The organism is Hoeflea sp. CAU 1731 (assembly GCF_039888615.1).
Classification (GTDB): Bacteria; Pseudomonadota; Alphaproteobacteria; order Rhizobiales; family Rhizobiaceae; genus Flavimaribacter.
The window spans coordinates 567,931-584,991 of the sequence record NZ_JBDQQS010000001.1 but is presented as its reverse complement, the minus strand read 5'-3'; the positions used below and the strand labels follow the sequence as shown (position 1 = coordinate 584,991).

At 52.5% G+C, this 17,061-nt stretch carries 18 protein-coding genes and 1 tRNA gene; 8 read left to right on the top strand and 11 right to left on the bottom strand.

The features are described 5' to 3' along the window. Positions 1–96 precede the first annotated feature (96 nt). Both glmU and AAFN47_RS02830 read right to left on the bottom strand, forming a co-directional pair. Complete coding sequence (gene glmU, locus AAFN47_RS02835; RefSeq protein WP_499807688.1) at positions 97–1,461, bottom strand: bifunctional UDP-N-acetylglucosamine diphosphorylase/glucosamine-1-phosphate N-acetyltransferase GlmU; 1,365 nt, start codon at positions 1,459–1,461, stop codon at positions 97–99. Positions 1,462–1,583: 122 nt separating this feature from the next. Further along, the gene (locus AAFN47_RS02830) at positions 1,584–2,327 is read right to left on the bottom strand and encodes a cytochrome c biogenesis CcdA family protein (protein WP_499807687.1); all 744 of its coding nucleotides are present in this window, start codon (positions 2,325–2,327) and stop codon (positions 1,584–1,586) included. Positions 2,328–2,508: 181 nt separating this feature from the next. Here AAFN47_RS02830 and AAFN47_RS02825 point away from each other — a divergent pair. Both AAFN47_RS02825 and AAFN47_RS02820 read left to right on the top strand, forming a co-directional pair. After that, positions 2,509–2,584: transfer RNA gene (locus tag AAFN47_RS02825), tRNA-Lys, on the top strand. Between the two features lie 148 nt (positions 2,585–2,732). Beyond that, the gene (locus AAFN47_RS02820) at positions 2,733–3,536 is read left to right on the top strand and encodes a hypothetical protein (protein WP_499807686.1); all 804 of its coding nucleotides are present in this window, start codon (positions 2,733–2,735) and stop codon (positions 3,534–3,536) included. On the opposite strand, the gene AAFN47_RS02815 is transcribed toward AAFN47_RS02820, so the two are convergent. From AAFN47_RS02815 to denD, 4 genes are all read right to left on the bottom strand, one after another. Next, a complete protein-coding gene (locus AAFN47_RS02815) occupies positions 3,533–4,180 on the bottom strand; it encodes a class I SAM-dependent methyltransferase (RefSeq protein WP_499807685.1) in 648 nt (215 codons plus the stop codon). The two genes, AAFN47_RS02820 and AAFN47_RS02815, sit on opposite strands and share 4 nt — an antisense overlap. Positions 4,181–4,281: 101 nt before the next feature. Next, positions 4,282–4,473, bottom strand: coding sequence for a hypothetical protein (locus AAFN47_RS02810; RefSeq protein WP_499807684.1), 192 nt, complete (start codon positions 4,471–4,473; stop codon positions 4,282–4,284). Positions 4,474–4,594: 121 nt separating this feature from the next. Beyond that, positions 4,595–5,236 (bottom strand): MliC family protein, encoded by a 642-nt coding sequence (locus AAFN47_RS02805; protein WP_499807683.1) that lies wholly within the window; start codon positions 5,234–5,236, stop codon positions 4,595–4,597. Positions 5,237–5,250: 14 nt separating this feature from the next. After that, entirely contained in the window at positions 5,251–6,237 is a 987-nt protein-coding gene (denD, locus tag AAFN47_RS02800; RefSeq protein WP_499807682.1) for a D-erythronate dehydrogenase, read from the bottom strand. A gap of 94 nt (positions 6,238–6,331) precedes the next feature. On the opposite strand from denD, the gene AAFN47_RS02795 reads away from it, so the two are divergent. The 3 genes from AAFN47_RS02795 to AAFN47_RS02785 all read left to right on the top strand — a co-directional run bounded on the left by AAFN47_RS02795 (position 6,332) and on the right by AAFN47_RS02785 (position 11,323). After that, a complete protein-coding gene (locus AAFN47_RS02795; protein WP_499807681.1) occupies positions 6,332–6,955 on the top strand; it encodes an AAA family ATPase in 624 nt (207 codons plus the stop codon). A gap of 82 nt (positions 6,956–7,037) precedes the next feature. After that, a complete protein-coding gene (locus AAFN47_RS02790) occupies positions 7,038–8,315 on the top strand; it encodes an ABC transporter substrate-binding protein (RefSeq protein ID WP_499807680.1) in 1,278 nt (425 codons plus the stop codon). After that, entirely contained in the window at positions 8,312–11,323 is a 3,012-nt protein-coding gene (locus AAFN47_RS02785; RefSeq protein ID WP_499807679.1) for an adenylate/guanylate cyclase domain-containing protein, read from the top strand. Before AAFN47_RS02790 ends, AAFN47_RS02785 begins: the two co-directional genes overlap by 4 nt. Before the next feature lie 3 nt (positions 11,324–11,326). Here the strand turns inward: AAFN47_RS02785 and AAFN47_RS02780 are convergent, their stop codons facing one another. Beyond that, positions 11,327–11,953, bottom strand: a complete 627-nt coding sequence (locus AAFN47_RS02780; RefSeq protein ID WP_499807678.1) for a histidine phosphatase family protein — start codon at positions 11,951–11,953, stop codon at positions 11,327–11,329. A gap of 177 nt (positions 11,954–12,130) precedes the next feature. On the opposite strand from AAFN47_RS02780, the gene AAFN47_RS02775 reads away from it, so the two are divergent. Next, positions 12,131–12,556, top strand: coding sequence for a winged helix-turn-helix transcriptional regulator (locus tag AAFN47_RS02775; protein WP_499807677.1), 426 nt, complete (start codon positions 12,131–12,133; stop codon positions 12,554–12,556). Between the two features lie 87 nt (positions 12,557–12,643). Here the strand turns inward: AAFN47_RS02775 and AAFN47_RS02770 are convergent, their stop codons facing one another. Continuing rightward, a complete protein-coding gene (locus AAFN47_RS02770; RefSeq protein WP_499807676.1) occupies positions 12,644–13,531 on the bottom strand; it encodes a DMT family transporter in 888 nt (295 codons plus the stop codon). Positions 13,532–13,672: 141 nt separating this feature from the next. Here AAFN47_RS02770 and AAFN47_RS02765 point away from each other — a divergent pair, with 141 nt between their 5' ends. Next, complete coding sequence (locus AAFN47_RS02765) at positions 13,673–14,320, top strand: cytochrome c oxidase assembly factor Coa1 family protein (RefSeq protein ID WP_499807675.1); 648 nt, start codon at positions 13,673–13,675, stop codon at positions 14,318–14,320. Here AAFN47_RS02765 and AAFN47_RS02760 read toward each other — a convergent pair. Together AAFN47_RS02760 and AAFN47_RS02755 are read right to left on the bottom strand one after the other, a co-directional pair. Beyond that, entirely contained in the window at positions 14,274–14,624 is a 351-nt protein-coding gene (locus AAFN47_RS02760) for a hypothetical protein (RefSeq protein WP_499807674.1), read from the bottom strand. The genes AAFN47_RS02765 and AAFN47_RS02760 overlap by 47 nt on opposite strands. 240 nt (positions 14,625–14,864) lie before the next feature. Next, positions 14,865–15,239, bottom strand: a complete 375-nt coding sequence (locus AAFN47_RS02755; RefSeq protein WP_499807673.1) for a hypothetical protein — start codon at positions 15,237–15,239, stop codon at positions 14,865–14,867. Positions 15,240–15,638: 399 nt separating this feature from the next. On the opposite strand from AAFN47_RS02755, the gene AAFN47_RS02750 reads away from it, so the two are divergent. After that, positions 15,639–16,307: an XRE family transcriptional regulator gene (locus tag AAFN47_RS02750; RefSeq protein ID WP_499807672.1), complete on the top strand. Its 669-nt coding sequence runs from the start codon at positions 15,639–15,641 to the stop codon at positions 16,305–16,307. A 321-nt stretch (positions 16,308–16,628) separates the two neighbouring features. On the opposite strand, the gene AAFN47_RS02745 is transcribed toward AAFN47_RS02750, so the two are convergent. Then, positions 16,629–17,057 carry a PaaI family thioesterase gene (locus tag AAFN47_RS02745; protein WP_499807671.1) on the bottom strand — a complete coding sequence of 143 codons (429 nt, stop codon included), beginning with the start codon at positions 17,055–17,057 and terminating at the stop codon, positions 16,629–16,631. Between the last annotated feature and the right edge of the window lie 4 nt (positions 17,058–17,061).

Below are 17,061 nucleotides of genomic sequence, written 5' to 3'. Positions count from 1 at the left end.
CCCTTGACGCTTGTTATATTATTTGGGCGCCGCCGCAATCAGTGGCGGCGTTCACATTGAGTTACACCGTTAAATGCTTCTGTTTTCGCATATTTTCTAGGTTTTGGGCTTCCCTGTGGCTGCCTTGAGAGCGTGACTGCGAGCGTGAACTTTTTTTGCCACACCTTCCTTGTTTTCCTGGCGAGCTCGGCCGAAAGCGAGAGCCTGTGACGGCACATCCTTGGTAATCACACTACCGGATGCGATGTAACTTTGATCGCCGATGGCGATCGGAGCCACCAAAGAGGTATTGGAACCGACAAAAACCTCCGCTCCAATTTGCGTAAAGTGCTTGTTGACGCCGTCATAGTTGCAGGTGATGGTCCCGGCGCCGATATTGGATTTAGCGCCGATCGTGGCGTCGCCAATATAGGTAAGGTGATTTACCTTGGCGCCTTCGCCAACGGTCGCGTTTTTAACCTCGCAAAAATTTCCGACTTTTGATCCCGGTTTGAGATCGGCGCCCGGGCGCAGTCGTGCGAACGGTCCAACGGTGCAACCGGAACCAATCGTGGTCCCCTCAAGATGGCTGAATCCCTTGACGACGGCGCCACTGCGAATTGTAACGCCGGGCCCAATGATCACGTTTGGCTCGATCGTTACGTCGGCCTCTATCATTGTATCATGGCTCAGAAAAACGGTTTCAGGCGCGATCATCGTGACGCCCGCCTTCATCATGTCAATGCGCCGATCCCATTGCCAAAATTGTTCAACCTCGGCGAGTTCAGCGCGATTGTTGATGCCGATAAGTTCGCGATTGCTCGCTTCCACTGCAACGGCCCGGCCGCCCTTCTCGCGCGCGATGCCGACTATGTCGGTCAGATAGTATTCCGATTTGGCGTTTTCGTTGCCAATTTCTCGAAGCATTTCGAGGGCCTTGTGGCCATTTATAGCCATTAACCCGCCATTGCAGAATCCGATGTTGCGCTCTTCGTCGGTGGCGTCTCTTTCCTCCCGAATCGCGACGAGTTCACCATTTTCCTCTACCAGACGTCCGTATCCGTGCGGTTTGTCTGTTCTGAAACCAATCACTGCGACATCGGCTCCATCGGCGAGCATTTCCCGGCTTTGCATCAGGGTTTCGGATCGCACCAGCGGCGTATCACCGAAGATGACAAGAACGTCGTCATAGCCCTCGTCGATGGCCTGTGCTGCGGTCAAGGCGGCATGGGCCGTGCCTAATCGCTCTTTCTGCTGCCAGACCGAGAGGTTGTCGGTGACGTCTCTTGACGCGGCCTCGACAGCGTCTGCGTCGCGCCCGACAACCAGAGCGACCGATCCGACGCCGGCCGCCTTCGCAGCGCCTATTACATGCGAGATCATCGGCAGATTGCCGACCGGGAAAAGGACTTTCGAGCGAGACGCCTTCATTCGCGTGCTCTCGCCAGCGGCAAGTATGATCGCAAGACAGCTTCGCGCCATGGTTTTCTCCATCTTAACGGAATTTCTAGACCGAGAATGTCAACAGGTCCTGAATCATGACTCAGGAACGTGTCGGCCAGTTATCTAACGCCTGTCGACATTTTACAAAAGGGCGGCTGTGATCAGCCAATCGTGGACAGGATCGGGAAAGTTTCCAGTAGCCAAAATGCCATGGTTTGCATACCACCGGTCACGAAAAGAATGCCGGTGAGCACGAGTAACCCGCCCATAACTTTTTCTACTGTGCCAAGGTGCCGCCGGAACCGGGTAAGAAACCGCATGAACAGACCGGAGAAAGCCGCCGCAATCCAGAATGGAATGGCAAGCCCAAGTGAATAGAAACCGAGGAGTAGAGCCCCTGCTCCAACCGTGTCCTTGGTGCTTGCGACGCCAAGGATTGCGCCGAGAACGGGTCCGATGCACGGAGTCCACCCAAAGGCGAATGCAAGCCCCATTATATACGCGCCTGTGATTGTCGCAGGAGCGCCGCCGCCTTGAAAACGAGCCTCACGAGCAAGAAAGCCGATCCTGAAGACGCCGAGAAAATGAAGCCCCATAATGATTATGACAAGCCCGGCGATCTGCGAAAGGATGCCCATGTAACTGCGCAGCAACGCGCCAATCGTCGAGGCTCCGGCGCCGAGGGCGATGAAAACAGTTGCAAATCCGAGCGTGAAAAAGAACGACGCGAACAAGATCGCCCTGCGCGCCCGGACTTGGCTCTGCGCGCTTTCCCGGAAATCTTCGACGCTGACACCGGCCATATAGCAAAGATAGGGAGGCACAAGCGGCAAAACGCAGGGCGACAGGAAAGACAGCGCTCCCGCGCCAATCGCCACAAAGACGGAAATGTCGTTTATATCCACTCGATTACCTGAAACGCGTCTGGAGCAACATGCCCTGACATAGTTTCAAATAACATCACGCGCCAGTCACCTTTTCGCATATGCCAAAAAGACGCATAAACCCGGTATTTTGATATTGACCCGCCATGGGGTCGTCCCTATGTTCCGCGCAATTCTTGAGGCAGGGATTCCCGGCCTCCGGGAGCCGATAGCTCAGCCGGTAGAGCAACTGACTTTTAATCAGTAGGTCCAGGGTTCGAACCCCTGTCGGCTCACCATTTTTCCATAATTACAATAGTTTACAGTCAAAACTGGATGCTTCGCTGCAAATATCCTGGAAACGTTCTTCTGTGGGTTCCATCACAGTCTTGCAGCCAAAGGAAGTGGTATGATCTCGCGAACCATTGAAACTCGCAGGAGGGTTCAATGCATATCGTAGAGAAAGGTTTGGTGCTTTTCCTTGTCTTCAGCGTGGTTCTGCTGGCGGCCTGCAACAAAAAACCTGACGCGGAATCCGCAGGCGGATCTGAAGCGGCGACCGAGGAAACGACGGATAGTTCCTCATACTCCACCGACAGGTCTGCCCATCACCGTTACTACAGGCGTTCCGGAAACGTGCCTACAGGGAGCGGAGGAAGCGTTGGCAGAGCGCCAGCATCGGTTGGGCGGCCAGATTCATTGGAATACAGAGACCGGCTAACCGCCTTACCTGAAGGTTCATTCTCCTATAACCGCACCAATTCCATGTGGCGACATGAGCCAGAAACCATTGTTTTGAAACTAAACGCCTCTGATGTCTTTCCAGATATTCCGGCAAGTCTGGGCGGCGAAATCGTCAGGGAGCGGGCAGCGATAACGCCAAGAATGTCGGCCGAACTGAACGGGTCCGCGGGACTTCAGATCAGCCCATCCGGCGCTGTTGAAAAGAGAATATCCGATACCGCGACCACGATCTGGCAATGGAGGGTGACGCCGATCGAGGAAGGCGCACAAATTCTTTGGCTGACGGTTTACGTCAATATCGACGACCAGGGACCAATTATACTGGCAAGCTATGAGGACACCATCCGGATCGATGTGTCTGCGTGGCAAAGAACCAAAACTGTAGTGGCAGAAATTTCGCCGGTATGGGCGTTTCTTGCAGGTCTCGTGTCCCTGATTTCTGGGCTAGTAGTCTGGTTTCGTAAGTGGCGACGCAAGTCGGCTAATGACGCAAAAGTCCACTTCTAGTTTGTTTTGATGGCGACGATGAATGGCCTGACATCCTTGCCCTTCGTTGCGTGAAATTCACAAGCGTCGATGTTAAATCCTGTATTGCGAATCTTCTTCTCAAGCGCAGACGCCTTTATCGACTGCACGTGCTGCGGGGCTTTTCCGACAGCTCTCATCAGCGGAATCACCAAGCGGATCAAGAGGTTCATGTCGCCAATACAGGGTGTTTTAGAGATGAAGTATCCGCCAGGTTTCAAGCATAGGCGGATCAGCTCCAGAGTCCGGTCAATGTCTTCGACGAGGTGAAGATAGTTAAACCCGAGGACGGCGTCATACTGATCAGGTTGCAGCTCCAGTGTCTCGACTGTGCCTGTCGAAAACTCCAATTGGGAAATGGGGCTTCTTGCCGCTTTTTCTTGTGCGATTGCGATCATTTGCGGCGAAACGTCCGTCGCAAGATAGGAGGAAACCGTTGTCGCCAGATGCAGGGCTGTGGTTCCGGTTCCGCAACCGAGTTCCAGCACACTGTTTCCGCTTTTCATTAAGTCGCTGACGCGCATCAGCGTCTTCTGGTAGCCTTCTTCGTCCTTGATCGGATCAGTTGAATACTTCCGGGCTATGCGATCCCAGAACCGTGCGTCCTTGTTTTCCGATGTCGTCATGTTTTAAAAGATACCAGGTTTTACAATTGCCCCTTTGATGCAGATATTCGACAACCTGCGCAACACTTGAACGCCATGAAATCAGATCAGGTTTGAATTTTTCAAAAGTTACTCTTCGCAACCTCTATGAACATGTCGGGATAATCGAGATAGATGTAGTCGATATCGCAGCCGGAGATATCTTGGAATGTCGCTGCGTCATTCCCGTCATAGTAAGCCTTGATTTCAAGATCTGCTTTCCGGCAGGCTGCAAGAACCGCCGGCTGCAATTCCTCCACTTCGAGTTCCACCATCGTCGTCCGGAACACCGATTTGGCCACGGAAGGCAGGCGACGATCGAAGATCCGCCCCGTAAGGGCAACGAAACACGGGGTTGCAAAACTTCTGTCTCAGTTTTGTTTTGCTTTGGTGACGCTATTCAGTGATCGGTGGTAAGTTCCCGGTGGCCTTTATGCATTCGACCGGATCTTTTCCAGGTGGAGCAAATAGAGCCCCTTTGCCGTGATCCCAGAATGTCGCCTCGCCGGCCCCGGGAAATTCCGTATGATAACGCGCGCCGGAGCCTGATATGACTTGTGGCAGAACCATCCTTCGGCCTTCCCAGCTTAGGGAGACCATATGTTCCATCGTATTAATGAAGACGGCGCTTACAGGAGCGCCGACGCCTTCGCAGTTATATATGACAGGGCCGATCGAAACTCCGTCATCTGAAGCGCGATGAACCGCATATGCGGTGCGCAGTTCGTGAATGCGCATCGCGTCCGCATTGGCAATGCATACCTTTAAATCGAGGGTGGAACTTATGCATTTGCCGCGTTCCGTCAGCCAATTTTTTTGTGAATTTTTCAACTCTGCCGTCCGCTCTTCAGTCATATCGGAACTATTGAGCGCCAGGGTGTAAAGCCTTGTCATTTCATCATTGAGCGATCTCAGTGTTTCTGAACCGCATATTGCCTCCTGAACTACGCCTGTCGCCAGAGAGCAGTCCAAGGACTGCGCTTCTGCAGGCACCGCAGCCAACATGATAAGTCCTGATACAAAGCCAATCGATCTCACTGAGTTGTCCCCAATTAGTGGCCGGATCTATCGAAATCATCCTCGATATAGATTCGAATAATATCTTCAAAACTATTGTCTGCCCGAAAGCCCAGCGCAAGCGAGCGTTTGGGATCGAAGTTACGCGGCCAGCCTGAAACCAGTCGGATAACCAGTTCGTCCGGTTTCCGTTTGATGAGTCGAACTGTTTCCTCGCCAGCGATACTTCGGAGCGCCTCGATCTGCTCTGCGACTGTGCATGAAATACCCGGCATGTTGATGGCGAGACGACCCTGGAGCAAGGACGTATCAAGTTTGGCGGCATGAGTGAGAAACCCGATAGTCGTTCGCGGCGAAACATGCCAATGACGAACGTTCGCACCCACGGGAAGAAGGGCTTCCTTGCCATTAAGCGGTTCGCGGATGATTCCTGAAAAGAAAGAGGATGCGGCAAGGTTGGCCTTACCCGGGCGAACAACGACAGTCGGCAACCGAATGGAAATGCCATCTATAAAACCCTTGCGACTGTAATCGGAAACAAGAAGCTCCGTAGCGGCTTTCTGCGCTCCGTAAGAGGATTGCGGCGCGCTGAGGAAGTCGTCCCCGATCTTGTCGGGATAAGGTCCGCCAAAAACCGCAATGGATGACGTGAACACCAGGCGTGGCCGATATTGCCCTTCGGTCGCTTCATGCACCTGCTTGAGCGCTTCAAGAAGCTGCCAAGAGCCGCGCGCATTGGTGTTCCAGCCCTTTTCGAAGTTCGTCTCTGCTTCGCCGGACACTATGGCGGCCAAGTGGAAAATGATATCCGCCTTGAGATCGGCCAGTCTGATCGCTTCACTATTGTCTGCGATATCTCCTACCAGAGATCGTATCGGGAATTCGGCATTTACCGGGCGCGCTTCTACTATGTCATGTAGAATCAACTCGTCGATCAAAATGTCACCCAATCCACCATTCGCAATAGAATGCGCAAGCTTTTGGCCAACCATGCCTGCGCCGCCGAGCACCAGAATTTTCAAATTTTCTCTCCCTGCGATACAGCCTGACCGTTGCCTGACCGACTTTGCGCTGTAATGCTTGGCTCAACTATTGCAATCTTTGGCGGTGGTGTCGATGACCCATGTTTCCTTCGAACGATTGGCGGCTATCATCGCAAAGCGAGGCGCTGCGTCCAGAAGCCTGACGGCGATTGCAGGCCCGCCAGGGTCCGGTAAGTCGACTGTCTCGGAGCAGCTTGTTGATCATTTGAACGGGATCGAACCTGGTTCCGCCGCTTTGCTGCCGATGGATGGCTACCACTATGACGATGCTGTCCTACGGGAACGCGGCCTTTTGGAGAGAAAAGGATCTCCGGAGACCTTTGATGTCCTGGGGCTGATTGCAATGCTCGACCGGCTTTACAGCAATACCGAGAAAGAGATCGCCGTTCCCGTTTTCGATCGCACCATCGAAATATCCCGGTCGGCCGCCAGGATAATAGCGGGGCACGCACGTCATGTTGTTCTGGAAGGCAACTATCTACTGCTTTCCTCCGGGAATTGGGCGCAAATGCATCGATACTATCATACGACAGTCATGCTTGATGTTTCGGAGAAGGCGCTGAATGAGCGACTGGAGAGGCGTTGGCTGCATCTGCCTGAACACGAGCGTGAGTCCAAAATCAATAATAACGATCTTCCGAATGGGCGCCTTGTCATGTCTGAAAGCGCTTCTGTCGAATTTGTTCTGAAAAACTGAACCCTCAGCGTCACAACGTATCGGAGATTTTTTGCCAATCTGGTGCAATTCGTTGTATCAGTTTGTGTGATTGTTTCCGGGATTGTGGATACCGAAAACGCATATTACCGCGTTGGCGGCAGAGGGGATGAAATTGATCGTTGCCCGACAGACTGTGTCCCGAAACTCGAGAGTGCGGCGCTTCCAGATTTATCTCGCAGCGATTGCTGGTATTGTTTGTCTTGCCATACCTGCCAAAGCCGAACCCGGCGTCTACCAGGACAGGATCGTATTTGGTCAGTCCGCAGCGTTTGAAGGTCCAGCAGCGTCGCTAGGCACTGACATACGCAACGGAATCCTCGCAGCATTCGATGAGGTCAACAGGATTGGCGGCGTCAACGGTCGCAAGCTTGAGTTGATTTCCTACAACGACGGTTACGAACCCGAAATCGCGATCGACAACACCAGACGCCTCCTAGAACAGGACCAGGTCTTTGCGCTGATCGGTGAAGTCGGCACGCCAACATCTCGCGCAGTACAGCCGATAGCGCGTGAATACAGAACGCCATTCATAGGCGCTTTTACAGGTGCCGCATTCCTGCGCGACCCCGGCCTGACCAACGTCATCAATATACGGGCTTCATACGATCAGGAAACCGAGGAACTTGTTGATTTTCTGGTGAAGGATCGCGGCATCAAGCGGATCGCAATCCTCTATCAGGATGACACATATGGCAGCGCGGGCCTTTCTGGCGTCGTTGCGGCGCTTAACCGTCGAGGCATCGAACTCGTCGCGGACGGCACTTATATGCGCAACACGGTCGCTGTGAAGAGAGCTGCGTTAGCCATACGCAAGGCCGGACCTGATGCTGTTATCATTATCGGAGCTTACAAACCTGCTGCAGAGTTTATCCGCATTGCGCGGTCGATCGGTATAGACGCATTGTTTCTTACTGTTTCCTTCGTAGGCAGCAATGCGCTTGCATCCGACCTTGGAAACGATGGCAGCGGAGTAATCGTGTCGCAAGTCGTTCCGTTGTTTCACGACACATCCGTTCCGGTCGTGGCAAGCTTCCACGATGCAATGGTGAAACTCTCTGAAACATCGGGCAGAGATCTGTTGATAGACGGTCTGGGCTTTGTCTCACTGGAGGGGTACATCACCGGACGACTTGTCGTGAAGGTGTTGAAAGACCTTGGTGACGATCTTACTCGAGAAACCTTCATCAGCCTATTCGAAGAATTGCAACGATACGAAATCGACGGTTTCTCGCTCCAGTACGGGCCAGGAGACAATCAAGGCTCCAATAACGTGTTTCTCACCATCATCAACGATGAAGGCAAGTTCGAAAACATTAAACGCCAGGTTGCAGATCAATGAGCGATGGGGCTGCAAAAGGCAAAGAAGCAGCTCTATCCAAAGTCGCTGTTTCGGAACGCAGTTTTGCCGAACCTGTCGCCAAAAATGAAGCTGCGCTTGTCCAGCAAGTTAAATCATCCGCCGTTGTCTTCGGAATAAAGGCAAAGCTGCTCCTTTCTTTCATCGCGCTTGCCGCTTGCACGCTCATCGCATGCATTGTGGCCTGGACCGTGTTCAGCCATATCCAGCGCGCGGTAACCAATGTCACGTCGGACAGCCTGCCGAAAAATACTCTTGCGCTTACGATTGCAGAACATAGCGCTGAAATTTATGTCAGTGCTCCCAGTATTATGGCCAGCGAAAGCCAATCGGTACTGGAATTCAGGAAGAAACTGCTGGACGACGCCGTCATGCAGTTGAACGCCGCCATTACCCAGTGGCGGGATATCGGCATGGCCAGTGACATCGCCGGCGACCTAACCGGAAAGGTTGAAAGGATTTCAGGCTATATCGATGAAGTAAACCTTTCCGTCGCCAACATGCTTGACATCACGGATGCGTTGCATGGTCAGGTCGACAAATTGTCACAGACTCATGGCCAGTTTCTGGAAGTGCTTGAACCTCTGATCGACGACGCCGTTTTCAATCTGGTTATTGAAAACGAGTCGACAACCTCCAAAGCGGAAGTGGCGCTTCGGGAAACCTTGACCGCAGAAACAGAAACACTAGGCGCGCTCCTGGCGCTGAAAAACGACCTATCCATAATAGATGGGCCGTTAGCAAATGACTCCGGTCTGGAAAACAGTAATTTGCAACATTTTAGCGTCGATGAATTTAGCGGCATCCGCGAGCATATTGCGGATCATATTCGAACGCTTCGGCTGTCCGCTTCTGCAAACGAGCTCGAGTTCTTCAATGATTCTGTCCAGGCCTTTGTCGTCGGACTTGGCAGTTACCTGACGCGTGCCGCGGGTTCGCAGGATTCCGGACCCGACACTGTTGCGCGTCAGGATCTGGCGCGCATACATGCCGACCTCCTAAAGTATATTGATCCACTGATTTTGCAGACTCGGGAACGGCTGCTGACGCGCACATTTGAGATTTTCAGCCAACAATCCTCCAAGACCATGGAACTTATCGACCTTGGAGCCAACACGATACACAACCTCCTTACGATCCGGTCCGACGGAAATCTCGCCGCGGGCCTGTTGAATGAGGCGTCGAACGTCCAGGAACCGGAAAGGCTGGAGCCGCTTGGAGAACGCTTTCGCGCAGCAGCTGGCCAGATTGAACGGTCGTATCGGCAACTGCCTGAGCAGAACAGATCGGATGAATTGCGTATGGTCATCGATTCGGTTCTGAGCATCGGTCACGGAGATGACAGCATTTTCAGATTGCGCGGACAGGAACTCGTGGAACTGGAACATGCGCAAAATTCCATCAGCGCAAGCGGTGATGTCTCGCAACAGCTTGTCATTGCGGTGACCAGGCTTGTCGAAGAAACAGAACAGGACGCAAACGAGACGGCGCGACACGCGGATGAAACAATTCGCACCGGCAAAATTGAAATGCTGATAATCGCCGGCGCCAGCCTGATCGGTTCGGCTCTGATCATGCTGATTTTTGTCGGCCCTCGAATTATCAGACCAATAAGAGAGATCACCGACACGATGACTGATCTTGCAGCCGGTGACACGACCGTCGTTATACCGGGCACTGACCGGAATGATGAACTCGGAAAAATGTCGAAGGCGTTGGAGGTGTTCCGGGATATAACAATCTCGATCCAGGAATCCAACCTGAAGGAAATTGATCTCGCCCGTCGTAGGCTCGCGGATGCGATCGAGAGCATTTCCGAAGCCTTCTCCCTCTACGATGCCCAAGACAGGCTGGTCGTTTGCAATCAGAAATACGGCACCTTGGTGCATCCGGAAATCGCCGACGAGATTCACCCTGGATTGTTTTTTGAACAGATTGTGCGCCGCTCAATCGAACTTGGACTGATATCCGAGGCCATTGGACGTGAGGAAGAATGGCTGAAAGAAAGGGTCAAGAGGCACCGTCACCCTGAACAACCCCACATCATGCATCGCCATGACGGAACCTGGATCATGGTCAGCGAACGCAGGACGGCTGACGGTGGAGTTGTCGCCGTTTATTCCGATATTACCGAGATGAAAGAACGAGAGAACGAACTCGCCGAAAAATCGATTGCCCTCGAGCAGCTCTCCAAACAACTCTCCAAATATCTATCTCCGCAAGTTTATCAGTCCATCTTCAGCGGAGAGCAATCGGCAATCGTTGCAAGCAAAAGGAAGAAATTGACAGTCTTCTTCAGTGACCTTGTCGGGTTCACGGAAATCGCCGACAGGCTGGAATCAGAGGACCTCACGCAGATCCTTAATCAATATCTGACGGAAATGACGTCGATCGCTTTGGACCATGGGGCGACAATAGACAAATATATCGGTGATTCTCTGATGATATTCTTCGGAGACCCGGTTTCCCGTGGGGTCCAGGCAGACGCTGTCACCTGTGTGAAAATGGCTATCGCCATGCAGAAACGCCTGCGTTCCCTCAGTGAGGAATGGAGGACGATGGGACTGACCGAAAAGCTTGAATGCCGCATAGGCATTGCAACCGGTTTTTGCACGGTTGGCAATTTCGGAAGCGAAGACCGGATGGACTACACGATTATCGGAGGAACGGTAAACCTTGCTTCAAGACTTGAGGGCGTGACGGCGCCGGGCACGACGCTGGTCGCAGCTGAAACCTACAGTCTGATCCAGGATGCGATCGTCTGTGAGGAACATGAGACGGTCGCAGTAAAAGGAATCGCCTATCCCGTGCACACTTACAGGGTAATCGACACCAAGGAGGTCGTTGCAAAAAGAGGCGGACCGGTGAGCAGGAAGGGCGATCGAATAACCATCGACGCAGATATCGATTCAATGTCCGAGGAAGAGCGCAGGGAAGTCTCCGAAATGCTGCAGAAAATCCTTTCGGATCTCAATCCGCGGACGACGTGACAATCAATGGTCTCGATACCAGCGTATATCGCGATTTGTCGCCTCTTCTCGATTACACGGTATGCTTTCGAGCAACTCTTCCATTCGTCGCCACGGGTGAACGGCGCGAAAACTGTCGATTGCGATAGTGAAATAGTTGCCGCCGCCATTATTCGGCTGATCAAAGGAACGTGAGATCGGTGCATCGGCAAAGTGGCAATAGAGCAGAGTGCCGACTCCGCCATGACCGACAAGAAGAATATCGCCCTGCCCTGCCTGCTTCAGATAGGGCAGCGTCGCCCGCACAATGCGAACCTGTGCGTCAATCGCTCTCTCCCAACCGCGAACGCTGATGTGGGGTTCTCTGAAAAACTGGTTTGCAACATCCTGAAATTCCGCCGGTGGAAGAAAGCCTGTTGCACTTCTGTCGTTCTCTCCCATCGCATCATCGATTTCCACTTCCAGACCGATTTCCAGGGCCATAATTCGCGCAGTTTCGACGGCCTTTGTCTCACCGCTGCTGACGAGGCGCGTCGTTGCTCGTAAAACAGGTGCTCCAGCAAATCGCTGAGCCTGGTGTTTGCCGATTTCGGACAATTTCCACTGCGCAACGGGGATATCAGACTCCATCGCCACCTGTGGGTGCGACAAGTAACGCAATACTCCGGGCATAAAACTTACCAGCCTCCACCAGCAACATCTCGATAAGCGATAGCACAACCAGATGACATTGCATTGATGGCGGATAATCGATCTTGATTGGTCGGGTAACCATTTTTGATTGCAATCTGCCAGTGACCGGCTAGCATTGTTTCAAATGGCCGTGACATGAAAACCACAAAAACTGAATGTCCAATAGATTTTGCCGCCCGCGTTGTGGGCGACAGGTGGAGCCTGCTAATTCTCCGAGATATTCTCCTTTACAGCAAAAGCAGGTTCAGTGAACTGGCGAGTGAAGAGGGAATAGCAACCAATATTCTCAGCGACCGGTTGCGACAGCTAGTTGACCGCGGTGTGATTGAAAAGAAGCGCGATCCCGATGATCGCAGAAGTTACATCTATCAAGCGACTTCACGGGGCAATGGGCTGGCTGGTCTGATGTCGGAGCTAGGCGCATGGGGAACAACTCATGAACCGGCATCAAAGGACCTTATTGGAACGCTGAAGCACTACCGACCGGATTCAGAGGTCGCCGCCACGATCAGATCCAATATTTACCGCAACCGTTATGCTGATGATACGGATATGCAGTGAATCATTCACGGTCATCTTGACTGTAAACGTAATCACACGATCCAGTGGCAAACCAAATTCACACGGATCGCCAGACAAACTTTCCGATTATTCAACCCTTTTATCCATGTGAGCGAGCGATTGCGGTCGTTCGATCAGTATAAATGCAAGTCCGGCAATCACGATCGCGCCCCCCGCAAACGCGATCATTGTTGGCCGTTCCCCCAGGAAGGCGATGCTTCCAGCGACGGAGAAAACCGGCAACATCAGCAGAAACGGCGCTACCTGACTGACAGGGTGTTTCCTCACCAGCGAATACCATAAAGCATATCCGAGGGCGGTCATGACCAAGCCAAGATAAATTACCGCCGTCCAGTCAATCCATTTGGCCGTCAACACGGAATCCAACTGGTTCCTCTCCAGCAAAAAGGACATGATGAAGAGTTGCGGCGCAGCCCAGATGGCGACCCAAGCCGTGGCGGTGAGCCCGTCGATTTCCTTAAGCGTGCGTATCATTGCCTGTCCGATCGCCCACGTAAATGCACCCCCTATGACAAGCAGCACCGAGACCCAGGCCGCGCCAACTTTCGGTTCACCCATCATCAACCCAACGCCGACAAACGCCATCGAAATTCCGATCCATTTTCGTATCCCCGGCGTTTCACCGAGAGCGAGGACGCCAATCAGCACGAGGAACGGCACCTCCAGTTGGACAACGAGCACCGCCACTGAAGCATCGAGTCCCTTCAGACCATTGAAAGTCAAACTGTACTGGATGGCGGCGGAGACGACGGCGATCCAGAAAATGCGCTGCAACTGCCCTGTCGGCGGCCGTACGAACCAGACCAACGCCACAGCCGTTACACTGAAGCGTAGCGCCATCAAGAAAATTGGAGGAAACTGGTCCAGGGCAGCCTTGGCGAACACGAACCCCATACCCCAAACCATGGCAACGAGGAGACCCATGATCACATCAATTGGCGATAGTTTGTTCATGTCACTGTCTGCATTATCCGGGTGTCACGCGTCTAGGGTCGCTATCCTGTCTGGGGTATACAGATCATCAGAAACGTCGCAAACGTGACGATACGATTTCTCAAGTCTGATGTCGTGGCCCTGCTATCCGGAGAATATTTCATGCCATTGCCAGATCAACCGTACGGAACGCCTATTCCGCCAAAACTCAATCGATGGAATTGGGGCGCCTTTCTGTTGAACTGGATCTGGGGGATTGCCAATAACACCTGGATTGCATTGCTGATGTTCGTGCCGATTGTAAACATCGTCATGCTATTTGTTTTGGGTATCAAGGGCAGCGCCTGGGCCTGGAACAACAATCTGTGGCGTGATGAGGCGCATTTTCTGAAAAGTCAGAGGCGCTGGGCCATTGCCGGATTTATCTGCGTCGCGTGTGCACTTGCTCTCATCGCCTATGGTGGCGAGAAGGTTTTCGGCGTTCTGAAGAACTCGGCAGTCTATCAAATGGCGATGGATGAAATCAAATCCAATCCAGCGGTTACCGCGGCGCTTGGCGAGCCAATTGACGCCGGTTTCTGGGTTACGGGCAACATCAACTTGAATCTGACGGATGGTAGTGGACACGCGCAGTTGCAGATCCCGCTTTCAGGATCTAAGGCGTCAGGTGATGCAATGGCGCAGGCAATTCGATCAGACCGAAAATGGATCATCGAATTGCTGATCGTGAAGGTGGATGATTATTCGGAACCGATTGTATTGATCAACACTGGGAACAAACCGATACCAGGCTCCCCGCAGGAGATCTGATTTCACTCAGTGCGTGATCCATGTTCTGGATATCCTGAAGAATCAGAATCCGCATAATATGGCTGACAGGCACGCCAGAGCGCATGGCACGGGCTCTTTCCCGAATGCTCTTGAGGTCGATCTCATCAAACAGATCGAAAAGTTCCCCTCCTCTTTCCGCCAACATCGGGTCGAATTCCATCAATGCGGAAAGCGCCGAGATTGTTTCGGCATACAACTCGGCGGCGTTGCCTTTTGTTTCCACAATGAGGCGCAACACCAGAGCCAGATGTCCGGCGCCATTGCGTGACGCAATTTTCCTCAACGTAGCGCTCGAAAAGCAATCCCGATCGCCTCTCGAGCCGTCGTATCGTCGAGACCCATTGTAGAGGCGAACACCGCATTGCCTGGCAATTCGGTAAATATCATGCCTGGGTTTTCGTTTCTTAACTGTTGGATTTTGACGCGCAGTCGGTTGGACGTCTTTCATAATGAACGATGCAAATTGTCATAAATAATAGAAAGGAGGCCGAGTTTCTGGCCACTAGCGTGAGTATATTCACCGTTATTGAGTAACGCCGTGTTTATCGTCGCCAATTTCGACCAACCCCAGCATCTCCCCTGCTTGTCGCCGTGTCATTCCCTCGAGTAGTAGGTTGCAATAGGTCTGTTCAAGCTCTGATGGAATCCAATAGCCGCGACGCTGGCGCTTTCTGATTTCGAGGTGTCTGGATACGTCCAGATTGGTTTCTTGTGTTTGTTCGCCAACAACATTCTGCAAAGCATGTCCCTTACGAATGTTGAGCCTGGCGGCGCGACGACGGATTGACTGTGCCGAAATCCCGAAATGTCGTGCTATTTCTTCAGTCGAGGTCTCTCCGCCAAAAAGTTGCAAGACGCGAATCTGCTGGCTCTCGGATAGTTGGTTTAAAGACTTCATCGCTGGCTTTTCTCACTATTCAGGATACTGACGTGAGCCACCGACACATCCTTGTAGCCAATATCCGAGCTTCTATCGGCGTCGATCAAGGCCCTTCTATCCACAACGCGACGCAACACTCTGTGAATACCGAGGTTTTCCGCCGTGATGCGCGCATCTGTACACGTTTTGTTCTCCTTAAAATTATCGCTTATAATATGGACGCGACTATCTGTTCCCTCGGGCAATGCCCGTGGGATTGAATTGTGCAACATCAGGTGGATACTCCCGGCGAACCAATTGGATTAAATACCGTTTACACACTATGCCATTTTGGTATATTTGTCAATCCTGAGCCTGTATTGAAGCGCATAAAATTGCGCGTATCGAGCTCCACGGAATGAGGATCGGAACTGCGGAATGAACGCCATCAGGAAACTGCGTGAGCAACGTGGTCTCACACAAACGGAGTTGGCAAGAAGGGTTCAGACTTCGCAACCTCAGATCAATCGACTTGAAGCCGGGGAACGGCAACTGTCGAAGGAATGGGCGGAAAAGCTCGCCCCTCATCTGGGTATTTCGCCAGTTGATCTCATGTTTGGCCCTGGATCGGAGGATGTTCCGACTGCAGACTTCTCCGACCTGAAAGAAAACGGGTCAAATGCAGCGATTGGTTCACTTTTAATGGATAACGCCAACGATGTACCGGTTTATGGACAGGCAGTCGGCGGAGACGATGGTGAATTCGTATTGAATGGAGAGAAACTTGAGGATGTTTTTCGGCCACCAAGTTTGTCATCGGTCATCGACGCTTATGCTGTTTACGTTAACGGCAATTCAATGGAGCCGCGATATTTCGATGGCGAGGTTGTCTACGTCAATCCGGTCAAGAAAGCGCGGCGCGGCGACTTCGTCGTGGCGCAGATTCGCGACAATGAACGCGAGACCATCATGGCCTATGTGAAACGATTCGTGCGCTGGAATGAGAGAGAGCTTGTTCTGTTCCAGTTCAATCCCGAGAAAGAACTGAAATTTCAGGCGCGAGATGTCATTTCCGTGCACCTCGCGGTGATGGGCGGTAGTACATAGATCCAGTTTCGCGCTAAAACTGTGACATATTTGCAATTGTCGGAGAGAAAAGGACACGCATTAGGCGAGCCCGGTTTCAATTCTGTATCGTTTTAGTAAGTTCAAGCCGTTTCAAGGCTCACAGCCCAGGGCGGTGTGGCTGTATTACGTAAATTATTGCATTTGGCTTCGGCCACCGGGCTTCGTTTGGCACTTTTTTTTTTTAATGCCAAGCGGAGCCCGTTTCATGTGTGGCGTCTTGGAACACCGTTGGTCAGAAGCGGTAGATGAAGAGGTCTACGTAATGCAATGGCCAAATACGTCATTCGGAGTAAGGTGTGCTTAGTCGCGCGGCCAGAGCACCATCTGGGTGCAACTGAATTTTGCCATCACTTTTGAACTCTTTTGAGAAACAACCTCCGCATCCCAAACCTGCGTCATCCTTCCCTTGTGCACGGGTGTCGCAACGCAGTCGACAACGCCTTCAAGGGCTGTGCCGAGGAAATTTGTGGATAGGTCTATGGTCGTAAAACCGACTGCTCCATCCGGCAATGATGCAACTGTGCCATAGCCGCAGCAGGTATCCGCCAACGTGACCACTGAGCCTGCATGAAGAAAGCCGTTCCATGCGAGCAGATGCTTGTGAACGGTGAACTGCGCCTCGACCCGCTCAGGCGTAACCATCATGAATTGGAAGCCCAAATGGCCTGGCAAATACTCCGAGCCCCGCGCATTCCACTCTTCAATCGTTTCCGGTATCGAGACCTTCATCGGC